The 23,642-nt window shown below is 42.3% G+C and carries 21 protein-coding genes; 17 read left to right on the top strand and 4 right to left on the bottom strand.

The window, feature by feature from the left end:
* The first annotated feature begins 90 nt into the window (after positions 1-90).
* The 3 genes from M3204_RS01165 to M3204_RS01175 all read left to right on the top strand — a co-directional run bounded on the left by M3204_RS01165 (position 91) and on the right by M3204_RS01175 (position 2,573).
* Entirely contained in the window at positions 91-858 is a 768-nt protein-coding gene (locus M3204_RS01165; RefSeq protein WP_251477332.1) for a prolyl oligopeptidase family serine peptidase, read from the top strand.
* Positions 859-936: 78 nt separating this feature from the next.
* Positions 937-1,248 carry a metal-sulfur cluster assembly factor gene (locus tag M3204_RS01170; RefSeq protein ID WP_251477336.1) on the top strand — a complete coding sequence of 104 codons (312 nt, stop codon included), beginning with the start codon at positions 937-939 and terminating at the stop codon, positions 1,246-1,248.
* A gap of 200 nt (positions 1,249-1,448) precedes the next feature.
* A complete protein-coding gene (locus M3204_RS01175) occupies positions 1,449-2,573 on the top strand; it encodes a TIGR04053 family radical SAM/SPASM domain-containing protein (RefSeq protein WP_251477339.1) in 1,125 nt (374 codons plus the stop codon).
* Positions 2,574-2,755: 182 nt separating this feature from the next.
* On the opposite strand, the gene M3204_RS01180 is transcribed toward M3204_RS01175, so the two are convergent.
* A complete protein-coding gene (locus M3204_RS01180) occupies positions 2,756-3,454 on the bottom strand; it encodes a Crp/Fnr family transcriptional regulator (protein WP_251477342.1) in 699 nt (232 codons plus the stop codon).
* A gap of 402 nt (positions 3,455-3,856) precedes the next feature.
* Here M3204_RS01180 and M3204_RS01185 point away from each other — a divergent pair, with 402 nt between their 5' ends.
* The 3 genes from M3204_RS01185 to cls all read left to right on the top strand — a co-directional run bounded on the left by M3204_RS01185 (position 3,857) and on the right by cls (position 8,305).
* A complete protein-coding gene (locus tag M3204_RS01185; protein WP_251477345.1) occupies positions 3,857-5,356 on the top strand; it encodes a nitrate/nitrite transporter in 1,500 nt (499 codons plus the stop codon).
* Between the two features lie 253 nt (positions 5,357-5,609).
* Entirely contained in the window at positions 5,610-6,626 is a 1,017-nt protein-coding gene (moaA, locus tag M3204_RS01190; RefSeq protein WP_251477348.1) for a GTP 3',8-cyclase MoaA, read from the top strand.
* 167 nt (positions 6,627-6,793) lie between these two features.
* A complete protein-coding gene (gene cls / locus M3204_RS01195) occupies positions 6,794-8,305 on the top strand; it encodes a cardiolipin synthase (protein ID WP_251477351.1) in 1,512 nt (503 codons plus the stop codon).
* A 119-nt stretch (positions 8,306-8,424) separates the two neighbouring features.
* Here the strand turns inward: cls and ric are convergent, their stop codons facing one another.
* Positions 8,425-9,123 carry an iron-sulfur cluster repair di-iron protein gene (gene ric / locus M3204_RS01200; RefSeq protein ID WP_251477353.1) on the bottom strand — a complete coding sequence of 233 codons (699 nt, stop codon included), beginning with the start codon at positions 9,121-9,123 and terminating at the stop codon, positions 8,425-8,427.
* 263 nt (positions 9,124-9,386) lie between these two features.
* Here ric and M3204_RS01205 point away from each other — a divergent pair, with 263 nt between their 5' ends.
* The 3 genes from M3204_RS01205 to M3204_RS01215 all read left to right on the top strand — a co-directional run bounded on the left by M3204_RS01205 (position 9,387) and on the right by M3204_RS01215 (position 11,780).
* A complete protein-coding gene (locus tag M3204_RS01205) occupies positions 9,387-10,652 on the top strand; it encodes a molybdopterin molybdotransferase MoeA (RefSeq protein ID WP_251477356.1) in 1,266 nt (421 codons plus the stop codon).
* Positions 10,640-11,164 carry a molybdopterin-guanine dinucleotide biosynthesis protein B gene (mobB, locus tag M3204_RS01210; RefSeq protein ID WP_251648921.1) on the top strand — a complete coding sequence of 175 codons (525 nt, stop codon included), beginning with the start codon at positions 10,640-10,642 and terminating at the stop codon, positions 11,162-11,164. The genes M3204_RS01205 and mobB overlap by 13 nt, the downstream gene beginning before the upstream one ends.
* Positions 11,165-11,351: 187 nt before the next feature.
* Entirely contained in the window at positions 11,352-11,780 is a 429-nt protein-coding gene (locus M3204_RS01215; RefSeq protein ID WP_251477362.1) for a respiratory nitrate reductase subunit gamma, read from the top strand.
* Between the two features lie 118 nt (positions 11,781-11,898).
* Here M3204_RS01215 and M3204_RS01220 read toward each other — a convergent pair whose 3' ends face one another.
* Entirely contained in the window at positions 11,899-12,084 is a 186-nt protein-coding gene (locus M3204_RS01220) for a hypothetical protein (RefSeq protein ID WP_251477365.1), read from the bottom strand.
* A gap of 260 nt (positions 12,085-12,344) precedes the next feature.
* On the opposite strand from M3204_RS01220, the gene M3204_RS01225 reads away from it, so the two are divergent.
* Positions 12,345-13,058, top strand: a complete 714-nt coding sequence (locus tag M3204_RS01225) for a YwiC-like family protein (RefSeq protein WP_251477368.1) — start codon at positions 12,345-12,347, stop codon at positions 13,056-13,058.
* Positions 13,059-13,253: 195 nt separating this feature from the next.
* Here M3204_RS01225 and M3204_RS01230 read toward each other — a convergent pair whose 3' ends face one another.
* Positions 13,254-13,946: a Crp/Fnr family transcriptional regulator gene (locus M3204_RS01230; RefSeq protein WP_435367712.1), complete on the bottom strand. Its 693-nt coding sequence runs from the start codon at positions 13,944-13,946 to the stop codon at positions 13,254-13,256.
* Between the two features lie 228 nt (positions 13,947-14,174).
* Here M3204_RS01230 and argC point away from each other — a divergent pair, with 228 nt between their 5' ends.
* The 7 genes from argC (at position 14,175) to argF (ending at position 23,596) form a co-directional block, all read left to right on the top strand.
* Entirely contained in the window at positions 14,175-15,209 is a 1,035-nt protein-coding gene (argC, locus tag M3204_RS01235; RefSeq protein ID WP_251477371.1) for an N-acetyl-gamma-glutamyl-phosphate reductase, read from the top strand.
* 11 nt (positions 15,210-15,220) lie between these two features.
* The gene (argJ, locus tag M3204_RS01240; RefSeq protein WP_251477374.1) at positions 15,221-16,456 is read left to right on the top strand and encodes a bifunctional ornithine acetyltransferase/N-acetylglutamate synthase; all 1,236 of its coding nucleotides are present in this window, start codon (positions 15,221-15,223) and stop codon (positions 16,454-16,456) included.
* 13 nt (positions 16,457-16,469) lie between these two features.
* Complete coding sequence (gene argB / locus M3204_RS01245; RefSeq protein ID WP_251477379.1) at positions 16,470-17,243, top strand: acetylglutamate kinase; 774 nt, start codon at positions 16,470-16,472, stop codon at positions 17,241-17,243.
* Positions 17,240-18,394: an acetylornithine transaminase gene (locus M3204_RS01250; protein ID WP_251477382.1), complete on the top strand. Its 1,155-nt coding sequence runs from the start codon at positions 17,240-17,242 to the stop codon at positions 18,392-18,394. The genes argB and M3204_RS01250 overlap by 4 nt, the downstream gene beginning before the upstream one ends.
* Positions 18,395-18,469: 75 nt before the next feature.
* Complete coding sequence (locus tag M3204_RS01255) at positions 18,470-19,549, top strand: carbamoyl phosphate synthase small subunit (protein WP_251477385.1); 1,080 nt, start codon at positions 18,470-18,472, stop codon at positions 19,547-19,549.
* Positions 19,542-22,643 carry a carbamoyl phosphate synthase large subunit gene (locus M3204_RS01260; RefSeq protein WP_251477387.1) on the top strand — a complete coding sequence of 1,034 codons (3,102 nt, stop codon included), beginning with the start codon at positions 19,542-19,544 and terminating at the stop codon, positions 22,641-22,643. The genes M3204_RS01255 and M3204_RS01260 overlap by 8 nt, the downstream gene beginning before the upstream one ends.
* Entirely contained in the window at positions 22,640-23,596 is a 957-nt protein-coding gene (argF, locus tag M3204_RS01265) for an ornithine carbamoyltransferase (protein WP_251477390.1), read from the top strand. Before M3204_RS01260 ends, argF begins: the two co-directional genes overlap by 4 nt.
* The last annotated feature ends 46 nt before the right edge of the window (positions 23,597-23,642 follow it).

A 23,642-nucleotide genomic window follows, 5' to 3' on the forward strand; every position in this document is an offset into this window, starting at 1 on the left:
CCATTTTACATATAAAATGTAAAAAAATCATTTTTCTAACTTAAAGGTGGGTTAATTTTTCATCTGCGCAATGATTCAGGAGGTAAAAAGTTGATTTTAGTCGAGAAAAAACGCATAGGACATATTCCCGTTCTACATATTGTAAAACAAAAGCAATTTTCAGATAAAATGCCATTGATCATTTTCCTGCATGGATTTACGAGTACGAAAGAGCGCAATATGCATTACGCCTACCTATTTGCCGAAAAAGGGTTCAGGGTCGTTATGCCAGAAGCAAAGTATCATGGTGAGCGTGGGGAAGGGATGCCTGAAAGGGAACTTGGATTTCACTTTTGGGAAATTGTCATCACTTCTATTGAAGAGCTTGCGACCATCAAGGATGAATTAGTCGGAGAAGGGCTGGTCGATCCATCCAGAATCGGTATCGCTGGTACATCTATGGGGGGGATCACAACTCTAGGTGCGCTTGCAAAGTACGAATGGATCAAGTCTGGTGTAAGCTTAATGGGCAATCCTTCGTTTGAACAGTTTGCATTGTGGCAGCTGAACGAAATGGAAAAAAGAAAGATACAATTAGGCTTATCAAATGATGAAATTTCTGCTTTGCTGAATCAGCTGAAGAAATACGACCTTAGCCAGCAGCCAGAAAAATTGAACAAGCGCCCGCTGCTGTTCTGGCACGGAAAACAGGACACCGTTGTACCTTATCAAGCTGCGTATCATTTTTATGAGCAAAACAGGAAAAGCTATGAGGGTACAGAAGACATGTTTGCATTCATAACGGATGAGAATGCAGGACATATTGTATCGAACGCTGGTGTGATGGCAGCTGCAGAATGGTTTGGCAGACACGTATAATACCTTTCTGCTTTAAATGATTATAAATCATTGTTATGATAGGAATAAGTATTAGCTATTAAAAAGGAGTGTTCACCGATGGATCAAGATTTGAAAGATAGCCTTATGGGTGCGCTTGAGATGGTTGTTGACCCTGAACTTGGCGTAGATATCGTGAATTTAGGGCTTGTATATGATGTGGATTTGAATGAAGAAGGACTCGCAACTGTTACAATGACTTTGACTTCAATGGGTTGCCCGCTTGCCGGCACAATCGTCGAACAAGTGAAATTGGCACTTGCAGACCTTCCGGAAGTTAAGGATACAGAAGTAAATATCGTATTCAACCCGCCTTGGTCAAAGGACATGATGTCACGTTACGCAAAAATCGCTCTTGGCGTGAGAGATTAAATTGATGAAACAGAAGCAGCATGGATTTGATCCTGCTGCTTTTTATATTTTTTCGGCCAGGATATAAAATCAGAAGTAAGTGCGGTCACAAAATTGTCATACAATCAGCCCATTCATTCCTTTTTATGTGAGGTAGTTCACTTAATCATGTTGGAAACCCTTATATACTTCTTTTATAGAAGTATTAAAGGAGGCGCCAAATGATGTTTGCGAGAGATTTTAATAAGGACCCATTCATAGTGATTTGGGAACTGACGAGAGCCTGCCAACTTAAATGCCTGCACTGCCGTGCTGAAGCCCAATATAGAAGAGATCCGCGAGAATTGTCCTTTGAGGAAGGGAAAGCGCTGATTGACCAAATATATGAAATGAATAATCCAATGCTGGTTTTCACTGGCGGCGACCCGCTGATGAGGGAAGACGTGTTTGATATCGCTGAGTATGCGGTGAAAAAGGGTGTTCGCGTTTCAATGACACCAAGTGCGACACCGAATGTTACGAAGGAAGCAATTGAAAAGGCAAAAGCTGTTGGGCTCTCTCGGTGGGCCTTTAGTATCGACGGACCAACGGCCGAAATCCATGACCATTTCCGGGGGACTGCTGGATCATTTGATTTAACGATGGAAAGAATTAAGTATTTGCATGAACTGGAAATCCCTATTCAGATCAACACTGTTATATCACGCTACAATATAGATTATTTGGATGAAATGGCAAAAATGGTTGAAGATCTCGATTGTGTTTTGTGGAGCGTATTTTTCCTTGTACCTACAGGGCGCGGCCAGGAAAAGGACATGATTTCGCCTGTTGAGCATGAAAAAGTATTTACTTGGCTGTATGATTTAAGTAAAAGAGTGAAATTTGATATTAAAACAACAGCGGCCCAGCATTATCGCCGGGTTGTCATACAGCAAAAAATGCGCGAAGCCAAAGACCAAACTGATGAAATTGATTACCTCACAGCTTTGACTAAAGAAGGGCTTACTGGTTCGATTGACGGGCTTGGAAGGGCGCCTAAAGGGGTCAATGACGGAAATGGGTTCGTATTTATTTCACATGTTGGAGATGTATATCCAAGTGGACTACTGCCAGTAAAAGCAGGGAATGTAAGAGAACAGCCTCTTGCCGAGATTTACAGGGAGTCACCAGTTTTCAAATCTTTAAGAAACCCTGATGAATATAAAGGTAAATGTGGCGTTTGCGAATTCAGGCACGTCTGTGGCGGTTCACGTTCACGCGCGTATGCAATGACTGGCGATTATTTGGAGAGCGAACCATTCTGCGTTTACATTCCTAAAGCATTGAGAAAGCAAAAACAAATTTAAAAATCCGCACTTTTCACGAAGTGAGCGGTGAATGCAAAAAAAGAGTGAAGCATCAAGGTGCTTCACTCTTTGTGTTTGTTTGGGAAATTAAAAATTATTTAGTTGCGGATAACTCCATGTATTATACTTAATCCAGCTCCAGCGCATGTCGGAACTTAACGAGGCACTTGCACTTTTTGTTCTTAATCAATGGAACAGAATACCGCTGGACAGTTTTCGCAGCCAATCTCCTGACGTAAAAACTCAACGTCATGAATCAGAATCTTTCCTTTTTTAATTGAGATGATTCCTTCTCGTTTCAAGTCGTTCAGGATACGGTTCGTGCTTTCGCGGGATGTTCCACAGAAGTTTGCCAGCTCCTGGTTCGTTAATGGAAGATCAATCAAAATGCCAGTGTCTTTATGCACACCGTAGCTATTGGTCATTCTGATCAAAGTTGAGAATAACGCGCCTTTCTTCCCGTTAAGTACAAGGTCGCGGAATTTCGTCTGTGTCTTTCGGAAATGGTCGCTCATCCATTTCATGAATTCAAACGCGAGTGAAGGGTTTTGGAAAATCTCTTTTTCAATGACATCCTTTCTGATCGCAGCGATTTTTGCATCTTCAAGGATAAGGGCGCTAAGCAGGTACTTTGGAGCATCTGTGAACAATGTCAATTCACCGCAAATATCATTTTCTCCACAAATTCTCAGTGCGAGCTCACGGCCATCCTGGGTGACCTTGCTGATTTGGACCTTGCCGCCAAGAATCAAGTAAAGCTCCTCTGCCTCCATGCCTTCCTGGAACAAGTAAGAACCCTTTTTAACATGGATCGTCCGGTCGGCGAACTGAAGCAATTCTTTAATTTCAATTGAATGAGTTACTTTAGTTGTGTTTGGCATGGTCATCACCCTTTTTCTTATTTTTAACACCTTAACTCCTGTTCAATGAACAAGAGTTTTTACAATATATTCCGTGGCAGTATCTTTATTGTCACAATAATAACACCGTCGTAGTGTTTACTGAATATCGAAACATCAATTGTCAAAATGTCGTCACATTAAGGAAGCTTTCTGTTCACAATTCTGAAACAATGTTGGCACAGGTTTATTATATCGATAAAAAGAGGTAGAAGATTTACATGTTTGGCGACATCTGTGACGGTTTATTGAACAAAGAAACAGGTGTGAAGTTCATCACATCGTAAAGTCTTTGAATTTTTTACGATTTACCCATAGAAAGCTTCTATCACAAATTCACTGACATTGGGGAATAAATTAGGTAGCACGAAAGGGAGAGAAAATATGAAAACACAAAAACTTCAACTGCCGGTACAAACGCTTAGTCTTGTTGCTGGGTTCATGGTATGGGTAATTTTATCCTCATTAATGCCATTCATAAAAGAGGACATACAGATGTCTGCTAACCAGGTAGCGATGGCCACAGCGATCCCGGTTGTTCTTGGTTCGATTTTAAGGATTCCAATTGGTTATTGGACGAACAAATTCGGTGCCCGGAAGTTATTCTTTATCAGTTTTACATTACTGCTGTTCCCGGTCTATTTCATCAGTCTTGCAGATTCCTATTCTGACCTTCTGATTGGCGGTTTGTTTGTTGGTATTGGCGGGGCAATATTCTCAGTAGGTGTTACTTCGCTGCCGAAGTATTTTCCAAAAGAACGCCACGGCTTTGTCAACGGGATTTATGGTGTAGGGAACCTTGGCACAGCGATTTCAACCTTTTCAGCTCCTGTCATTGCCTCACAGTTCGGCTGGCAGACGACAGTCAAGTTTTACCTAATCTTATTGGTGGCATTCGCTGCAATCAATTTTTTCCTGGGCGATAAAAAAGAGCCAAAGGTAGTTACACCATTGGGGGACCAAATAAAAAGTGTCTATAAAAATCAAAAGCTCTGGGCTTTAAGTTTATTTTACTTCTTAACTTTCGGTTCGTTTGTAGCATTCACCATCTATTTGCCAAACTTCCTCGTTTCTCATTTCGATCTTGAAAAAGTCGACGCAGGAATCAGGACAGCAGGCTTCATCGCGTTGGCAACATTTTTTAGGCCAATCGGAGGCTGGCTTGGAGACAAATTCAACTCTTTCATCATCTTGATGTTTGTATTTGCTGGAATGACGATATCAGGGATTTTGTTGTCATTCATGCCATCACTGACTTTATACACGATCGGCTGCCTTGCTGTGGCTATCTGTGCAGGAATAGGAAACGGTACAGTCTTCAAACTTGTACCTCTCTATTTCTCTAAACAAGCAGGAATCGTCAATGGAATCGTTTCTGCGATGGGTGGCCTGGGTGGTTTCTTCCCACCGCTTATGCTGGCATTCCTGTTCAACCTGACAGGACACTATGCGATTGGCTTCATGGCTTTATCACAAGTGGCTCTGGCAAGCCTGATCATTGTAATCTGGATGTACTACCAGGATAAATTAAGCCTTGCTAAAAATATCATTGACCACACAATCGAGGGAATCATGATCACTGATGTGAAAGGGAATATTGAAAAAGTTAATCCTGCTTTCACTACCGTAACAGGATACAGCCCTGAGGAAGTCATGGGTAAAAATCCTAACATACTGCGATCCGGTGAACATGAAGAAGATTTTTATAAGGATATGTGGAAGGCAATCAAAGAAAAAGGTTTTTGGCAGGGTGAGATTTGGAACAAGAAAAAGAATGGCACAGTTTACCCTGAGTGGCTGACGATCAGCCCTGTGAAAAATGAAGCAGGCGAGATTAAGAATTTTGTCGGCATGTTCAGTGAATTGACTGTAAAAAACAAATAAACAATATAAAAAACTGCATCAAAATACCTGATGCAGTTTTTTTTCATTTCAAAACATATGACAACATAATGACATTTCATGCGAAAAAACACTATCCTGGCAGTTTTTATGTTGTAATATAGATATAAGGATTAAATCTACTATTTAAATAGAGGACTATTGATGTTACTGTGAGAATATTAACAGTTAACTACAGTTGTTGCTGTTACAATGTCAATAATGATAACTTCTATAATAATTGGAGTTGACACATATGGTAAAAAACATAATCAAAGACCAATTGAATAGACCACTTCGCGACTTGCGTATTTCTGTTATAGATCGTTGTAATTTCCGCTGCCAGTATTGCATGCCTGCGGATATATTCGGACCAGACTTCGCTTTCTTGCCAAAAAGCGAGCTGTTATCTTATGAGGAAATTGAACGTGTTGCAAAAATGTTTATAGAACTGGGTGTAGAAAAAATCAGGCTGACTGGCGGAGAGCCATTACTGCGCAAGGATTTGCCTATACTTGTTAAAAAGCTGAACGAGATCGAAGGGCTTAAGGATATAGCCTTGACCACCAATGGTGTGCTGCTTCCTAAATATGCAGAACAGCTGCGTGAGGCAGGCTTGGTGCGTGTAAATGTCAGCCTTGATAGCTTGAAGGATGAACTTTTTGGTGAAATCAACGGCAGGAATGTTGGTGTTGGACCTGTTCTCGATGGAATCGCAGCAGCAAAAAAAGCTGGCTTAGGCGTGAAAATCAACACGGTTATCAAAAAAGGGCTTAATGATTCAGAAATCCTTCCGATGGCGGAATTCTGCAAAAAGGAAGGCCTGGAATTGCGCTATATTGAATACATGGACGTAGGCAGCACAAATGGCTGGAAAATGGATGATGTCATTACAAAGAAGCAAATTTATGACACGATCAATGAACACTATGAGTTGGAACAGGTGGATCCGGATTATTTCGGTGAGGTCGCTAAAAAATATAGATATAAGGGAACAGATATCAATGTGGGCTTCATTTCTTCGGTTTCAGAGTCGTTCTGCTCAAGCTGCACTAGGTCCCGCTTATCGGCGAACGGTCAGATTTTCACCTGCCTATTCAATGGAAACGGCCATGATATCCGTGATTTCATGCGTGCAGGGGCTACAGATGACGAGCTTCGCGCCCGAATCACAGACATTTGGAACCATCGTACAGACCGGTATTCTGATGAGCGGACTGCAGAAACTGTCGCGAACAGAAAGAAAATTGAAATGTCCTATATTGGCGGCTAAAGACTCCTTCGGGGGTCTTTTTTGTTATCGATATGGTTAAGTTTGTCCCACAGCCCAGGTTTATCTCCTATCTCCCCCTGATATTGGGCATACTATGTTTCCAAACAAATAGATATTGGGTATACATTAATCTACTATATCTTGTTGATGATCTGGGGAATGCCTGAATGTTAAAGAGAAGAATTCATTTTTTATTTGTATTCATTTTGATTGCTTGTATTTATGTTGTGTTTTTTACTGGCTGCAGCCAGATGGTGAAGGGTGCGGCAATACTGATTTATGGGATTATTATCCTGATCAGCATCTATTCATTGATGCTTGAAAACCGATCGGCACAGCATACGCTTATGTGGATGTACGTAATGCTGCTCTTTCCTGTGGTTGGATATTTCTTTTACCTTTTTTCCGGGCAGCTATATCTGAAAGGATACTTGTATAAAAGTAAACGCACTCGTGATAGAGACGAGTGGGTAAGATTGATGAGAAAGGAAGAATCTCGAGACCTGTCTTTTTTAATCGAGAACCAACAGTGTTTTGCGCAATATGCCAAAAATGCATCTTTGACTCCGATTACTACTTCATCGCGAGCGAAGATCCTGAAAAATGGTGATGAAACCTTTTCAGAAATCAAAAAAAAGCTAAGGGAAGCTAAAAAATTCATTCATATGGAATACTACATTTTCCGGTCTGACAGGCTTGGCAAGGAAATCATTGACATCCTGATTGAGAAAGCGCAGCAGGGCGTAGAAGTCCTGTTTATGTTCGATGCTGCCGGAAGCTTGAAATTCACTGTAAAAGACTTGAAGAAGATGCAGGATGCTGGTATTAAAGCTGTTCCGTTCTCACCGCTTAAATATGGATTCTTCAATCAGAAATTCAATTTCCGAAATCACAGGAAAATTGTCATTATCGATGGTGAAATAGGTTTTGTAGGCGGTTTGAATGTAGGAGTGGAGTATCTCGGCGAGGATGAAAAAGTCGGTTTCTGGCGTGATACCCATATGATGCTTACCGGGGAAGCGGTATATACCCTTCACAATGTCTTCCTTCTTGATTGGGAATACGTCAGCGGAGAGAAGGTCCTTGAAGACCATCGCGCTGTAAAGAAGGAATATGACGATGACGAAGTGGACGGTGCCATCCAGGTAGTAGCAAGCGGCCCGGATACGCAGCAAGGAATCATGAGCGATTTTTACTATACGATGATGTCATGCGCGACTAAGTCAATCTGGATCGCTACACCTTATTTTGTGCCTGATGAAGCTATCCGCACTGCATTGAGAGTAGCGGCAACAAAAGGGATCGAAGTCAGGATCATGGTTCCTGAAATCAATGACAGCTATTTGACACAATATGCGAGCCGATCATATTTTTCCGAACTATTGCGAAATGGGGCAGAAATTTATTCTTATAAAAAAGGCTTTTTACATCAGAAGGTAATCATTGTTGATGGGAATATTGCCTCGATTGGCACGGCCAATATGGATATGAGGAGTTTCCATCTGAATTTTGAGGTAAATGTATTCTTGTTTGGAACGAGTTCAATAAGGGACCTTGTCGCCCAATATGAAGAAGACATGGAGGAGTCAGAAAAACTCAGTCCGGTCCAATATTATAAACGAGGTTTTTGGGAACGGTCGAAGGAATCTTTCGCAAGGTTATTTTCGGGAGCGTTATAAGCACTTTTCGATAAGTGCCTGAACCAGGATACATTAAAGATGAGTGTGAAAGCAAAAAGTTTACGTAAAGAGCAAAAGGGAAATGACCTCATCAAAGAATGATGAGGTCATTTTTTTCCTTAAGCGATGTATCTTGGGAATAAAATATTATTTTCAAGATGTACGTGCATGAAGGTATGGGATTCCAGGGCTTCCAGGCGTTTGTATACTAAACGGTACGTTCCGCACGCGTCCATTGGCGGGTTAAAATCGGATGTGATTATTCTAAGCTCCTTAAGGATTGAGCCTGCATGATCATGCTCTTTTTCAAGCTCAGTGATTTCAGACAGAATCTTGGAGCGCTGTTCCTCATCCGCTGAATCAAGCTGGAGCAGCAGTGGGAACACAATTGCTTCTTCTTTTCCTGTATGCTCGAGCAGCTCTTTTTTTAATTCATAGAATAATTCATAGACTTTCAAAAGTTCCTCGTGACGGTCACCATGTACCTTCGCAACCTTGGTTACATAAGGACTGAGCATTTTCAGCTCCTCTTCAAGCTCCCGGTGGTACTTATGCTTAATATGATCAATCAAAGCTGCCGAGTCGGTTTCTGTCCAAACTTCCATATTCTCGGCAGTTCCGTTATGTTTTTTGTAAAGGTCTTCAAGCTCAGTCAAGATAGCTGGTACATCGAGATTCTGTTCTCCAGCAGCTTCAGCCAGGGGCCGGTTGCCGCCACAACAGAAATCCAATCTATTTTTCTTGAATAAATCACTTGATTGCGGGAATATATTGACAATATCTTTTACTAAAGAATTTTGATCGAAAGGCATTTTCATTTAAAAAACCTCCAAATTAATTTGTTTATACTGTTTACATACTCATCATAAAGGAAATGGTTTTACTGCTTGGTGATGTGTATCACACTTCACAAAAAATCTACATATTTTCACGGGATTTTATGAGAGAATACTGTGAGGTTTGTTATGTTCTCGTTTTTACATTACTCTTATAATGAATAGGGTAATATTGTTAAAATGATATTTTCACAATGTTTTACTTAAAAAACTTAAAAGTTTAGCCTGCAATAGGAGCTGATTATATGTTAGAGAAGAGAAAGCCTATTCCAATTGGAGAGGCAGTAAAGAAGGTAATGGAGCACAAGAAGATTGGCTCCACTGAATATGTTTCAATCAATGAAAGCTATGGACGATATCTGTCCGAAGACCTGAAAGCAACTAGTGATGTACCGCATTTTGACAGGGCTCCATATGACGGATATGCCGTGCGTTCAATCGATACCCAGGAAGCATCTCAGTCCCAGGCTGTGGAATTTGAAGTGGTTGACCACATCGGGGCAGGAATGCTGACTGAAAAAGAGCTTGGCCCTTTCCATGCAGTAAGGATCATGACGGGGGCACAAATGCCAGTTGGCGCCGATGCTGTTGTCATGTTTGAATTAGCAAATGAAGTAGAACGCGATGGAAAAAAATATATGGAAACTAAGCGAAAGCACAATAAAGGCGAAAATGTTTCATACAGAGGCGAGGATGCCAGGGAAGGTGAAGTACTCGTCAAGAAGGGTACATTCATAAATCCAGGAATTCAGGCCATGCTGGCGACTTTTGGTTATGCCAAAGTTCCTGTTGCGAAGAAACCGGTCATCGGTCTTTATGCAACCGGCACTGAATTGCTGGAGGTTGATGAACCTTTAGAGCCAGGAAAGATCCGGAACAGCAATTCTTATATGATTTCTGCGCAAATACTGCGGGCAGGAGCGGAAGTTAAATACTTTGGCCAGCTGCCTGATGATTTTGATACATGCTTCGATGCAGTCAGCAAGGCAATCGAGGAAGTTGACTTATTCATCACTACTGGCGGTGTGTCTGTCGGAGATTATGATTATCTTCCAGAGATTTATGCAAAGCTTGGTGCTGAAGTCCTTTTCAATAAAGTAGCGATGAGGCCTGGCAGCGTCACGACAGTGGCACAGCTTGATGGCAAGCTATTATTCGGCTTGTCCGGAAACCCTTCTGCCTGTTATGTAGGCTTTGAACTGTTTGCCCGTCCAATCGTCAGGACGTTGCTGTTCACAGAGCAGCCGCATTTACGGAAGGAAAAAGCGATACTTGACGCCAATTTTCCGAAAGCAAATCCTTTCACAAGATTTGTAAGAAGTGCATTGACAATTCAGGACGGCAGGCTGGTTGTGACTCCTAGCGGTCTTGATAAGTCCAATATCATCATGAGCCTGGCCGGGGCAAACTCGCTGATGATACTTCCAGGTGGCACGAGAGGCTTTGAGCAGGGAGTGGAAGTGGATGTCCTGATGCTCGAAGACCACACAGGCAGTGAATGGCCTTGGTAAAACCAGTATTATTTCAGGTAGCAGGGTATCAGAACAGTGGAAAAACCACGCTGAGCATCAAGCTGATTGAAAAGTTATCTGCTTCCGGCCTGAAAATCGCCACCATTAAACATCATGGACATGGCGGAAAGCCGGATGTACTGGAAACAAAGGATTCAGGACGACATATAAAGGCAGGAGCCACTGTCTCCCTTGTAGAAGGAGGGGGCAGGATAATCATTCAGGCTGAAGATGTACCGTGGTCACTAGCAAAAGAGATCGAAATGCTGTCGTTCTTTAAGCCAGATGTAATTATAATCGAAGGATATAAGAACGAGAGATATCCTAAGGCAGTGATTCTCCGCGATAAAAATGACCTGGAGCTTCTGGAAAAGCTGCCGAATATTAAAATCATTTTTCATCGTGATCCGAAGCTGGGAAACCAGCTTATTAATTCTGGCTTTCCAGTATTTGATACCGAAGACGAAGCCGGTTATAAATGGATTTCAGATTATATAAATAATCAAAACTAGCAGTCAGGCACTGTCAGCCTGAAACAATAGGTGAAAACCCTAATTAAATGAAGTGTCGTTCATTAAATAGCTAGAAAAAATTCTTAATTTAGACAAAACGGGCGACTTTTGTCACTGTCACTTCACACTTGCCCAGTTAGAATGTTAATGGGGTTAATGTTTGTGAGATATGTGTGAGGTGAGAGTGATGGAAATGCTTCAAATCTTTTTGTGGATCGTTTATCCATATACAGTAGCAGCAATTGTGGCTATGGGAATCGTGTGGCAATATGATGCAACTCGAGAAGAAGGGACTACTTCAAAAGCTAGCCGCCTCTTGGTGTATGTGGTGAGAGGTCTTATGGCCGCCAGCACGGCCACAGGAATTTTAATTGTGCTTTCAAGCAGCATTGCCAATGAACCTGTACAGTTATTGAAATGGCTTATCAGCCTGGCACAATTGAAGCCAGACCTTAACCTGGTCCTGAACATTTCCATTCTCTCGAAGATCCATTATATAATCGTATTTTTATTTCTATTAAGCCTGGCTTTCACGAGAGAAATTTACTATTTGTTAAAACCGCATTTATATTTGAAAAAAATCTTCTTGAAACTTCAATTTGACAGAAGAGGCTGAATCCGGGGATTCAGCCTCTTTTTTTGTTCTTTAGGAAATTAAAAAATTATTTAGTTGTGGATAACTACAGGTAGTATTCTTAATCCAGCTCCAGCGCCTAGCCCCTCGAGTCGATTGTCTAGCTGCGGCTCCTAACTCCTCGAGACGCTTGTCTAGTGTCGCCTCCTAGAAACTCCGAAACTTCAACTCCCCCGGCAGAAGCAAAAAGCGCTTCTTTGGTGGAGTCTCCAGTTTCTGCGTTTCTGGACAGTCGGCTATACATTTCGATTTCGGTCCTGCCAATGAAGTCAAAGAACGACTTCACTGGCAGGCCCTCCAGCGCTTGTCGGAGTTGGACAGTCGCCTATACTTTTCGATTTCGGTCCGCCCAATGAAGTCAAAGAACGACTTCACCGGTCGGTCCTCAAGCGCTTGTCAGGGCTGAACGAGGCACTTACGCTTTTTGTTCTTTTTTGACAGTTCGATGTCATTTGATTTTTGGGGCTGAAAAATGTGATGTGTTTCACTTTATTAGCAGGAATACTGCATTATATTTAGGTTAGAAACATAAGGGAGTGTTGATTCATGAAATTATTTATGCCAAAACAGCATGGAGCATGGGCGATGTTAATCATCCCTTTCTGGCTTGGAGCAGCGGCGAGTGAAATGATCTGGCAGCATGTCCCGTTTTTCATCGGGTGGCTATTATTATATTTAGGAACCTACCCATTATTATTGATGTTCAAAAGGAAAAAGATTCCTTTCTACCGTAAATGGGCGTTTATTTACATGATTCCAGCTCTGGTGTTTTTAATGGTTCCTTTATTAACGACACCATCTATTGTCTATTTTGGATTTTCAATGGTTCCCTTCTTTATGCTTAATGCTTATTTTTCTGCAAAAAATAAAGATCGGGCTCTCATGAACGACCTCAGTGCGATCGTTGTTTTTTCGATTGCCGGTCTAGCGAGCAGTTATCTGCCAGGCGGTACCATTAACGAGGAAGCAATCCTTGTGTTTGCTGCTTCAATCCTATTTTTCACCGGAAGCACATTTTATGTAAAAACAATGATTCGGGAGAAAAAGAATGCCAATTTTAAATGGATTTCATGGTCATACCATCTTCTTGTGCCAATTTTATGGCTTGCGGCTGGAGAAGCTATTGTCGCAATTGCAGCAATACCAAGCCTGATCAGAGCCGTTGCTTTTTACGGGAAACCAGTGTCCGTTATGAAAGTAGGAATATATGAAATCGTAAACGCGGCTCTGTTTTTCATCATCATGCTATTCGCACTCTGAGAAAAAAATTAAGCCGTCAGCATTTGCTGGCGGCTTTTTATGAAAGGCTCTTTTCGTAAACTTTGTTGCTAACTCAACCTTTATGCTTGCCCAGTTCAGAAACCTCCTCGAAAAGAGCTCGAAGGCAAGAGATATACGGCATGAAAAATTGGCGCGAAAAAAAACAACCTATCCGAAAACAGCCTTATGAAAAAATTATTCTATATTGCAGATTTCTAAAGGACAGCTTTCGCAATCTATTTCTCTTTTAAGCTGACTCAGGGCATGCACCGTAATGAAGCCTTTATCGATTGAAATGATATGATTCCTTCTTAGCTCACTCAAAAGCCTGTTTACGACCTCTCGGGAAGTGCCGCAAAAGTTTGCAAGTTCCTGGTTTGTCAGGGATACATTGATTTTAATCCCTTCCTCCGCCTCTACTCCATAGCTGTTTACCATCCGAATTAATGTAGAGTATAAAGCACCTTTTTTTCCATGGAGGACGAGGTCGCGAAATCTTGTTTGTGATTTGCGATGCTGGAGAGAAAGCCATTTGACGAGTTCCAGCGCAAGTTCATTGTCTCTCGCTGCTTCATTCTCCAGTTTATCCTTCTGGATTACCGCGACAGCCCCGCTCTCGGACGCTCTGGCATTTAATATATGTCTGGATCCTGGGCTGAACAGTGTAAGCTCCCCAACCAATTCTCCAGCAGAGCACATTCTGATCGTCAATTCACGGCCATCAGGAATCATCTTGCTAATTTGGAATTTGCCGCTCTGGATAATATATAGTTCATTTGCAATATTGCCTTCTTCAAACAAGAAAGCGCCCTTATCAATCTTTTTAATCCGATGGACCTTTTCGAAAAGTTTATTCAGATTTGGTGACATGGTTGTTGCAGTCTGCATGTTAATACCACCTTAAATACGGCAGATTTATATACTCCTGACCGTATATCTAATATTAATATTATTATATTGTAAAGCATATTTATCCAGCAATAAAATTGTGAATTGTTCACATATTGTTAATAATTTTGTTGCGTTTTCAAAAATGAATTCTTATAATAAAAAGAACATTATTTATAAATATAAATTCGAATGATTATTTATGCATTTTAGAGAAGGAGGGAAAAAGTGAAAGCAGCAATTATCGGCACAACCGGATATGGAGGAGGAGAACTGATCCGTATCCTTGCTAATCATCCATTTTTCGACATCCATTCAATCCATACAACGAGAGATGAAAAATCACTATCCGATGAATATCCTCATTTGACCGGGATTTTTGAAAAAGTTCTCACGAAAATTGATACGGAGAAAATCGCAGAGGAGGCAGATGTTGTTTTCCTGGCCACTCCTTCTAAAGTTTCTGGAAAGCTTGTTGATTCATTTTTCCGAGAAGATATCAAAGTAATCGATTTATCAGGGGATATGAGATTAAAAGAGCCAGATTCATATAAAGCATGGTATGGACATGAGCCGGTCGGTGACTCTATCTTGGCTGAGGCAGTCTACGGCCTTAGTGAATGGAACAGGGAGGAAATTAAAAGCGCAAGGCTCCTGGCAAACCCAGGATGCTATCCAACTGCAGCACTCCTTGGCTTGGCGCCGCTCATGGCTGAAAAGCTGGTTGATCCCGGAAGCATCATTATTGACGCCAAATCAGGTGTATCCGGAGCGGGCAGGTCGCCTTCAATGGGAACGCTGTACGCTGAGTTGAATGAAAATTTCAAAATTTATAAAGTGAATGAACATCAGCATATTCCTGAAATCGAACAGCAGCTCAGTCTTTGGAATGGTGAAGATGTGAAGGTAACATTCAGTACCCATCTGATTCCAGTTACAAGGGGAATCATGGCTACTATGTATGTCAAGCTTCAGGAAGAACTGGATACTCTAAGATTAATAGACTTATATGAAGAAACGTACAATGGCCACCCGTTTATCAGAGTCCGGAAGAATGGAGTTTTCCCTTCAGTCAAAGAGGTTAAAGGATCGAATTTTTGTGATATTGGCTTGCATGCAGACAAAAGGACTGGAAGAGTTACAATTGTTTCGGTTATCGATAATTTGATGAAAGGCGCGGCAGGGCAGGCTGTCCAGAACGCCAATATTATGTATGGTTTGGAGGAAACGGCGGGTCTTGAAATGATTCCCCTGTATCCATAAAGGAGGATAATATGTACCAGGCATTAACTGACCAAAAGCTGATAAAAGAAATTCACAACGGCGGCATCTTGACCCCTGAAGGCTTCATGTGCGGCGGTGTCCATGCGGGACTTCGATATAATAAGCATGATTTAGGAATGATCGTTAGCGAAACTCCGTCGAGCTGTGCTGCCGTCTATACGACAAGCCACTTCCAGGCAGCACCTTTGCTGGTGACACAGGAAAGCATCACCCAGGAAGGAGTGCTGCAGGCAATTGTTGTCAATAGTGCCTGCGCGAATGCTTGTACTGGTGACCAAGGTTATCTGGATGCATTGAAGATGAGGTCCCTTGCAGCATCAAAATTAGGGTTTGCCGAACATCATGTCGCCGTTGCTTCTACCGGAGTCATCGGGGAATTTATGCAGATGGAAAAAATTGAAGCAGGAATCAAGAGACTTACTATAGGGAAGAGAGCTGACGATGCGGAGGCGTTCCAAACGGCGATCCTGACGACTGATATTGTCATGAAGCAATGCTGTTATTCTGCTGAGATTGATGGCATGACCGTTCATATTGGCGGAGCAGCCAAAGGTTCTGGAATGATCCACCCGAATATGGCGACAATGCTTGGCTTTCTGACAACTGACGCTGTTATTTCAAGTGAACACCTTTCGGCTGCATTAAAAGGAGTTACTAATACTACTTTCAATCAAATTACAGTAGATGGTGATGTCTCAACAAATGATATGGTGCTTGTAATGGCCAACGGAGCGGCAGCGAATAAACCGCTGAATCCGGATCATCCCGAATGGCCGGTTTTTCTCGAACTCTTAAAAGAAAGCTGTGCAAGCCTTGCAAAGCAGATTGCCAGAGATGGGGAGGGGGCCACGAAGCTGATTGAGGTTTCAGTCGCAGGAGCAATCTCCGATGATGAAGCGCGCATAATCGCAAAAAAGATTGCTGGCTCAAACCTTGTCAAAACAGCTGTATATGGTGCAGATGCGAATTGGGGAAGAATCATCGGTGCAATCGGCCAAAGCCAGGCCACAGTAAATCCAAAAACAGTCGATATCGCCCTTGGTGACATTACCATGCTCCAGGGCAGTACTCCAATCGCTTTTGATGAAAATGGAGCAAAGGATTACCTGATGAACGACAAGGTGCAAATTTTCGTTGACCTTCATTTGGGAGATGGAAAAGGAATGGCATGGGGCTGTGACCTTTCATATGATTATGTGAAAATAAATGCAAGTTATCGGACATAAAGGGGCGAATTCATTGGAAATTATTGTCCTTAAATGCGGCGGCAGTGTTTTGGAAGAGCTTAATGATGACTTTTTTGATAGCTTAAGAGAATTGATAGAGAACGGTCATTACCCAGTCATAGTCCATGGCGGCGGCCCAGCGATCAATTCGATGCTTGACTTATATGAAATTCCTGCAAATTTTAAAGATGGGCTGAGAGTAACATGCGAAAAAACAATGGGAATAGTAGAAATGGTTCTGTCCGGCCAGACGAATCGTCAGCTGTGTGGGATGCTGTTGAAGCATGGCTTCAATGCGCTTGGCATCAATGGCAGCGACGGATTATGCCTGCAAGCTGATTATATTGATAAATCAGAATTAGGCTATGTAGGGACAATTACTAACGTCAACACAAATCTGATCATGATGGCAATCGAAAACGGTTATATCCCTGTCATTACCCCAATTGCGGCAGCGAAAGACGGCTTTAAACTAAATATCAATGGCGATTATGCGGCTGCATCAATAGCAAAAGCTCTCAATGCGGATCGGTGTGCATTTGTTACCAATGTTGACGGCATTCTAATCAATGGAGAAATTGTCAGTGAAATGACTGATAGAGAAATAAATACCCATATTTCTAATGGAAACATTTATGGCGGAATGGTCCCTAAGGTTAACTCCGCATTAACAGCGACGGCTGCTGGGGTAGAAACAGTGATGATCATTTCTGGGAAAAAGCAATTTTATAAAAATAAATGCTGGCACGGGACAGCTATTGCCGCAAAAGAAAGGGTGTTAAAATGAGTAATTTATTCCCGACCTATCAAAGATGGGAAATCGAGCCTGAAAGAGCAGCAGGGTCTGTAATCTATGGTAAAGATGGACTTCAATATCTTGATTTCACTTCTGGAATCGGTGTATGCAATTTGGGTCACCGTCCAGAAGCAGTAGAGCATGCAGTGAAGGATCAGCTGGAGTTATTTTGGCACGTTTCCAACCTGTTTCCGCAAAGTATTCAGGAAGAAGCGGCAAAACAGCTTGCTAAAGCCTCTGGACTCGATTTTGTATTCTTTGCGAATAGCGGTGCTGAGGCAAATGAAGCAGCCATTAAACTAGCGAGAAAAGCAACCGGACGGACAAAAATCATTACTTTCCAGCAATCCTTTCACGGCAGGACATTCGCAGGCATGGCCGCAACCGGACAGGAAAAAATCAAGCAGGGCTTTGGCAGCATGCTAGAAACATTTGTCCACCTGCCATTCAATGATTTAGAGGCTTTCCAAAATGAAATGGATTGTAATACCGCTGCAGTAATGATTGAAATCGTCCAGGGGGAAGGCGGAATTCATGTCGTCACTTCCGATTTCATTAAAGCGGCAGCAAAAGCCTGTTCTGACAATGGTGCTTTGCTGATTGTCGACGAAATCCAGACTGGGATTGGCCGTACGGGAAAACCATTTGCTTTTCAGCATTTTGGTATTGAACCTGATATCATAACGGTTGCAAAAGGCCTGGGAAACGGGCTGCCAATAGGGGCTGCCGTTGGCAAAGCGGAGCTGGAGGAATACTTCGGTCCAGGAAGCCATGGTTCCACATTTGGCGGAAATCCAATTAGTACAGCCGCCGCAGCAGCTACGATGAAGATTATCTTTAACGAAGAGTTTCTACACGAATCCGCAAGCAAAGGAAAGCTTTTATTTGAGCTTCTCCATAAGGAACTTGGCTGCATTGAATGTGTTAATGAAATCAGGGGTCTTGGTCTGATGGCAGGAATTGACATGAAAATTGCTGTCCAGCCAATCCTTGCAGAGTTGAGAAAGGCTGGCTTGATTGTATTGCCAGCAGGAGAAAAGGTCATCCGCCTCCTGCCTCCGCTGAATGTCAGTACAGAAGAGATTGAAACGGCTGTTTGCATACTAGAAGAAACGTTAAAAAATTGTACAATCACAGCGTAATGGCTGTATCTTTTTTGAATAATAATGCATAAAAATTAATTTAAGTAAATAAATATTCAACTGGAGAGGTGTCTGATGAAAGGATATTTGCATCTGGCAGACGGCAAGACATTTCAGGGGCACTTGCATGGTTCGCTTGCTGAAGAAGGAATTGCTGGAGAAATTGTGTTTTTTACAGGAATGACTGGCTACCAGGAGGTTCTAACAGATCCTTCATATAAAAATCAAATCATTGTTTTCACGTACCCGTTGATCGGAAACTATGGCATAAATGATGCGGATTTTGAGAGTAAAAAGCCGCACGTTGCAGCAGTAGTCGTCTATGAGGCTGCGACAACTGCTTACCATTATGAAGCACAACATTCCTTTACTGAGTACTTGGAGAAATGGGGAATTCCCGTTCTTGAACATATTGATACTCGCGAGCTTGTTAAGAACATTAGACAAAATGGCACGATGCCTGCGATCCTATCGAAAGATCCGGATTGCAAATTAAACTGTGACATGATTGATTGCCTGAAGGTAAAAGAAGTGTCCACGATGAAGCCAGAAACAATCGGCTGCGGCGACACTCACATTGTGTTAATCGATTATGGCTTCAAGAAGTCGATTGCCGATTATTTGGTTAAACAAAAATGCCTGGTGACGATTGTTCCATATAATTATACCTTTGACCAAATCGCGGCATTGCAGCCTGATGGCGTCCTGTTATCCAATGGACCTGGTGACCCAAAAGAATTATTTGGGCAGCTGCCTGAAATCAGAAAAATAATTGAACATTACCCCGCGTTAGGAATCTGTCTCGGACACCAGCTGTCAGCTCTTGCGCTTGGAGGAGATACAAAGAAAATGCTCTTCGGACATCGTGGAGCAAATCAGCCTGTTTATGATGTGGAGGGCAACAGGGTATTCATGTCTTCCCAAAACCACAGCTATGCAGTTGATCAAAACAGCATCAGCAAAACAGGATTGAAGGTACGCTTTTACAACAAAAATGACCAGTCAATCGAGGGGCTTTATCATGAAAAACTTCCACTTCTGACAGTGCAGTTCCATCCTGAAGCAAGCCCGGGACCTGAAGACAGTACATTCATATTTGGGGAATTCATCAATACAGTCAAATATAAAAAGCGGAGAGAAGTCAGCTATGCCTAAGGATAAAAGTATTAAATCAGTATTAGTAATCGGTTCTGGCCCAATCATCATCGGCCAGGCCGCTGAATTCGATTATGCCGGAACCCAGGCCTGTATAGCCCTCAAGGAGGAAGGCTACAGGGTGATTCTTGTAAATAATAACCCGGCAACTGTGATGACGGACCATGTTTTTGCCGATGCTGTCTATTTTGAGCCAATGACGGTTGAAGGGGTGGAAAAAGTCATCCAGCGCGAAAAACCAGATGGAATTCTCGGAACTCTTGGCGGCCAGGCAGGATTGAACTTGGTCTTCCAGCTAAGCGAGCAGGGAATCCTTCAGAAATATAATTTGAAAGTACTTGGAACATCTGTGGCCAGTATTAAACAAGGCGAGGACAGGGAAGCTTTTCGGAGCTTGATGCATGAGTTGAATGAGCCAGTTCCTGAAAGTGAAATCGTCCAATATGTCGAAGAAGCAGCCGCATTTGCCGAAAAAATCGGCTTCCCGTTAATTGTACGTCCTGCATACACTCTTGGAGGCACAGGCGGCGGAATTGCTGATACCATGGAAGAATTAAAGACCTTAGTCTCTGGCGGTTTAAATGAAAGTCCTATTAAACAATGCCTGATTGAAAGGAGCATTGCGGGTTATAAAGAAATTGAATATGAAATGATGCGTGATGCCGCCGGAACATGTATCGCAATCTGCAATATGGAAAATATCGACCCAGTAGGTGTCCATACTGGTGATTCATTCGTAGTCGCGCCTTCGCAAACGCTGACTGACCGTGAATACCAGATGCTTAGAACGTCAGCGGTTAAAATTATTTCCGCTTTAGGTATTGTTGGAGGCTGTAACATCCAGTTTGCCCTTGATCCTGAAAGCAAAAATTACTACTTGATCGAAGTGAATCCAAGGGTGAGCAGATCTTCAGCACTTGCTTCAAAAGCGACTGGCTATCCAATTGCCCGGGTGGCGGCAAAACTGGCTGTAGGATATAACCTGGCGGAAATAATAAATCCTGTAACTGGGAATACGTTTGCGAGCTATGAACCTGCACTTGACTATGTTGTTGTGAAAATACCTAAATGGCCGTTCGAACAATTTCCACAAATCGACAGAACTTTGGGCACTCAAATGAAGGCAACTGGAGAAGCAATGGCTATAGACCGAAGCTTCGAGCGGGCATTTATCAAAGCGGTCCGTTCGCTTAATATCAAGACGCTTGATTTAAAGCTTCCTGCAATTGAGGAATTTACCGTTGAGGATCTTTATTTGCTGGCGGCAAAACAGACAGATCAGAGGATTTTTGCTCTGCTTGAACTAATGCGCAGACAAGAAGACATCCATTCCCTGCATAAAAAAACGAAAATCGATTTATTTTTCCTCGCTAGATTTAAGGCTTTGATTGAAATGGAGAAGTTGATTGCTGGGTTAAATATCGAAAAGACAACGTCCTCCGAGTTGAGGCTCATTAAGGAAAAGGGCTTCAGCGATGAATACCTTGCGAAAGAATGGAAGGTCAGCCAGGAGACAATCCGAGCACTGCGCAAAAAGCATGGTGTTATACCTGTCTATAAAATGGTTGATACTTGTGCAGCAGAATTCGAATCTTCCTCTAACTATTTTTACTCCAGCTATTTTGGGGAAAATGAAGCGCCTGCTAAAAGCAGCAAGCGAAAGGTGCTGGTCATTGGCAGCGGTCCGATCAGCATTGGACAGGGAATTGAGTTTGACTACTGCTCTGTTCACGGCGTGTTTGCTCTTAAGGAAGAAAATGTGGAAACGATTATGATTAATAACAATCCGGAAACCGTGAGTACAGATTTTGCGATATCTGACAGATTGTACTTTGAACCATTAACATTGGAAGATATTTTGAATGTGATCGAGATGGAGGGAATCGAAGAAGTGATTGTCCAGCTTGGCGGTCAAACCGCTTTGAATCTGGCGAAAGGGCTGGAAGAAGCAGGTGTGAAGCTGCTTGGAACAAGCTCAAAGACAATCGATTTATTTGAAGACAGGGACGAATTTTACCAGCTGCTCGATAGCCTTGAAATTCCGCGAGTAAAAGGAGAAACAGCTGGAGATGAAGGTGAGTTGTTTAACGCGGTGGAGAGTTTAGGCTATCCAGTTTTAATCAGACCTTCGTATGTAATCGGCGGATTGAATATGGTTGTAATCAGGAATTCGCAAGAGCTGACTAAGGTCTTGCATGCAGGGAAAATACAATACCCGATACTTGTTGACCAATATCTTGAAGCAAACGAGGCAGAGCTTGATCTTGCAGCTGATGGGAAGAACATCCTGATTCCTGCAATCATCGAACACATTGAAAAAACAGGCGTCCATTCCGGCGATAGTTTTTGTCTTATTCCAGCCCGCAGCTTTTCAATTGAAACAAAACAATTGATGGCTGAGTATGCGAAAAAAATTGTGAATGAAATTAATTATAAAGGGCTAATGAACATTCAGTTTATTGTGAAAGGAAAAGAAGTTTTGCTACTAGAAATTAACCCGCGTTCAAGCAGGACGATGCCAATTGTTAGCAAGGTAGCAGGTGTGGAATTAGTGAAAAAAGCGACAAAAATATTGCTCGGGAAATACTTTTTGTCGAAAGACGAAATCGTGCTCGATTCTGAAGCGCCATTCACTTGTGTAAAACATCCGGTCTTCTCTAATTTTGCCTTGAAAGGGCTTGATGCAAAGACAGGTCCACAGATGATATCCACTGGGGAAGGCATCAGTATTGGCGCTTCAGTTGAAGAGGCATTGAACAAAAGCTTCCATTCGATCAGCGGAAAAGCAGTGCAGGGAGCAATTGCTTTCGTTGATAAGGAGGATTTACTAGTATTCGGCAAACAGCCCGGAACTTTAAAAATGATGGATTTCGAAAGTGTTGAGGATTACAAAGAAGTTTCAGCGTTATACTGCCCTGGAACAACAACAAGAGATATAGCTGTGAGAGAATGGGCAATCAAGAACAGAAAGATTGTCCTGACGCAAAAAGAAACCTTATACGCCCTTTTAAACAGTGCATCAGGTGATAAATGGAATGTAAAAGCCTTGGGAGAATGGCTTAAAGAAACGAGTGAGGAAGTGATGGCGAAATGAACGCAGTGCAGCAGCTAGACATCAATTTAAAAGGCAAGGACTTATTGACTTTAGCAGATTTGGAGCCTCAGGAAATTACCACATTACTAGAAAAGTCGATCGTTTTAAAGGAGAAGACTTTAAACAAGCAATTTGACCATCCGCTAAAGGGCAAGATTCTTGGAATGATATTCGATAAGTCATCAACTCGTACGAGGGTTTCATTTGAAGTCGGGATGATCCAGCTTGGCGGAAGCGCGCTTTATCTTAATGGCAACGATCTGCAGCTAGGCCGTGGAGAAACAGTAGCTGATACAGCGCAGGTACTTTCACAATATATAGATGCCATTATGATCAGGACTTTCTCGCATAAGTCGGTAGAGGAACTCGCAGATCATGCGACTGTACCGGTGATTAACGGACTTACGGATATGTATCACCCCTGTCAGGCTTTAGCCGATTTATTGACGATTCACGAAAAGAAGGGGAAGCTTGAGGGTCTAAATCTGGCATATATCGGCGATGGAAACAATGTCGCTCATTCACTGATGATTGCTTGTACAAAAGTCGGTATGAATGTTTCGATTGCCGCTCCAAAAGGATATTTTCCTGATGAGACAATTACTGCTCGCTGTAAAGGGTTTGCAGCCCAAAGCGGTGCAAAGCTGGTTATTAACGAATCGCCATTAGAAGCAGTGAAAGACGCCGATATCATCTATTCGGATGTATGGACCAGCATGGGACAGGAAAGTGAAAATGAACAAAGGTTAAAAGATTTCCATGGCTTTCAAGTGAATGCTGAATTGCTCAAGCATGCAAAGGAAGATCATATCTTCATGCATTGCCTCCCAGCACATCGCGGCGAGGAGGTAACCGCCGAGGTGATCGATGGAAAGCATTCTGTCGTATTCGACCAGGCAGGCAATCGCCTCCATGCCCAAAAAGCCCTGCTGGTGGAGATTTTGAAGGATTAAGCTTATAAATATCTGAAAAAAATTACAATTTCCAGTTCGTTAAAAG

The sequence above is a fragment of the Mesobacillus subterraneus genome (assembly GCF_023715485.1).
Classification (GTDB): Bacteria; Bacillota; Bacilli; order Bacillales; family Cytobacillaceae; genus Mesobacillus; species Mesobacillus subterraneus_B.

Bases quoted from the DNA above. Each gene is read 5' to 3' on its own strand.
- M3204_RS01170 (WP_251477336.1), top strand. From the start codon at position 937: ATGGATCAAGATTTGAAAGATAGCCTTATGGGTGCGCTTGAGATGGTT.
- M3204_RS01175 (WP_251477339.1), top strand. From the start codon at position 1,449: ATGATGTTTGCGAGAGATTTTAATAAGGACCCATTCATAGTGATTTGG.
- M3204_RS01180 (WP_251477342.1), bottom strand. From the start codon at position 3,454: ATGCCAAACACAACTAAAGTAACTCATTCAATTGAAATTAAAGAATTG.
- M3204_RS01185 (WP_251477345.1), top strand. From the start codon at position 3,857: ATGAAAACACAAAAACTTCAACTGCCGGTACAAACGCTTAGTCTTGTT.
- moaA (WP_251477348.1), top strand. From the start codon at position 5,610: ATGGTAAAAAACATAATCAAAGACCAATTGAATAGACCACTTCGCGAC.
- cls (WP_251477351.1), top strand. From the start codon at position 6,794: ATGTTAAAGAGAAGAATTCATTTTTTATTTGTATTCATTTTGATTGCT.
- ric (WP_251477353.1), bottom strand. From the start codon at position 9,123: ATGAAAATGCCTTTCGATCAAAATTCTTTAGTAAAAGATATTGTCAAT.
- M3204_RS01205 (WP_251477356.1), top strand. From the start codon at position 9,387: ATGTTAGAGAAGAGAAAGCCTATTCCAATTGGAGAGGCAGTAAAGAAG.
- mobB (WP_251648921.1), top strand. From the start codon at position 10,640: ATGGCCTTGGTAAAACCAGTATTATTTCAGGTAGCAGGGTATCAGAAC.
- M3204_RS01215 (WP_251477362.1), top strand. From the start codon at position 11,352: ATGGAAATGCTTCAAATCTTTTTGTGGATCGTTTATCCATATACAGTA.
- M3204_RS01225 (WP_251477368.1), top strand. From the start codon at position 12,345: ATGAAATTATTTATGCCAAAACAGCATGGAGCATGGGCGATGTTAATC.
- M3204_RS01230 (WP_435367712.1), bottom strand. From the start codon at position 13,946: ATGCAGACTGCAACAACCATGTCACCAAATCTGAATAAACTTTTCGAA.
- argJ (WP_251477374.1), top strand. From the start codon at position 15,221: ATGTACCAGGCATTAACTGACCAAAAGCTGATAAAAGAAATTCACAAC.
- M3204_RS01250 (WP_251477382.1), top strand. From the start codon at position 17,240: ATGAGTAATTTATTCCCGACCTATCAAAGATGGGAAATCGAGCCTGAA.
- M3204_RS01255 (WP_251477385.1), top strand. From the start codon at position 18,470: ATGAAAGGATATTTGCATCTGGCAGACGGCAAGACATTTCAGGGGCAC.
- M3204_RS01260 (WP_251477387.1), top strand. From the start codon at position 19,542: ATGCCTAAGGATAAAAGTATTAAATCAGTATTAGTAATCGGTTCTGGC.
- argF (WP_251477390.1), top strand. From the start codon at position 22,640: ATGAACGCAGTGCAGCAGCTAGACATCAATTTAAAAGGCAAGGACTTA.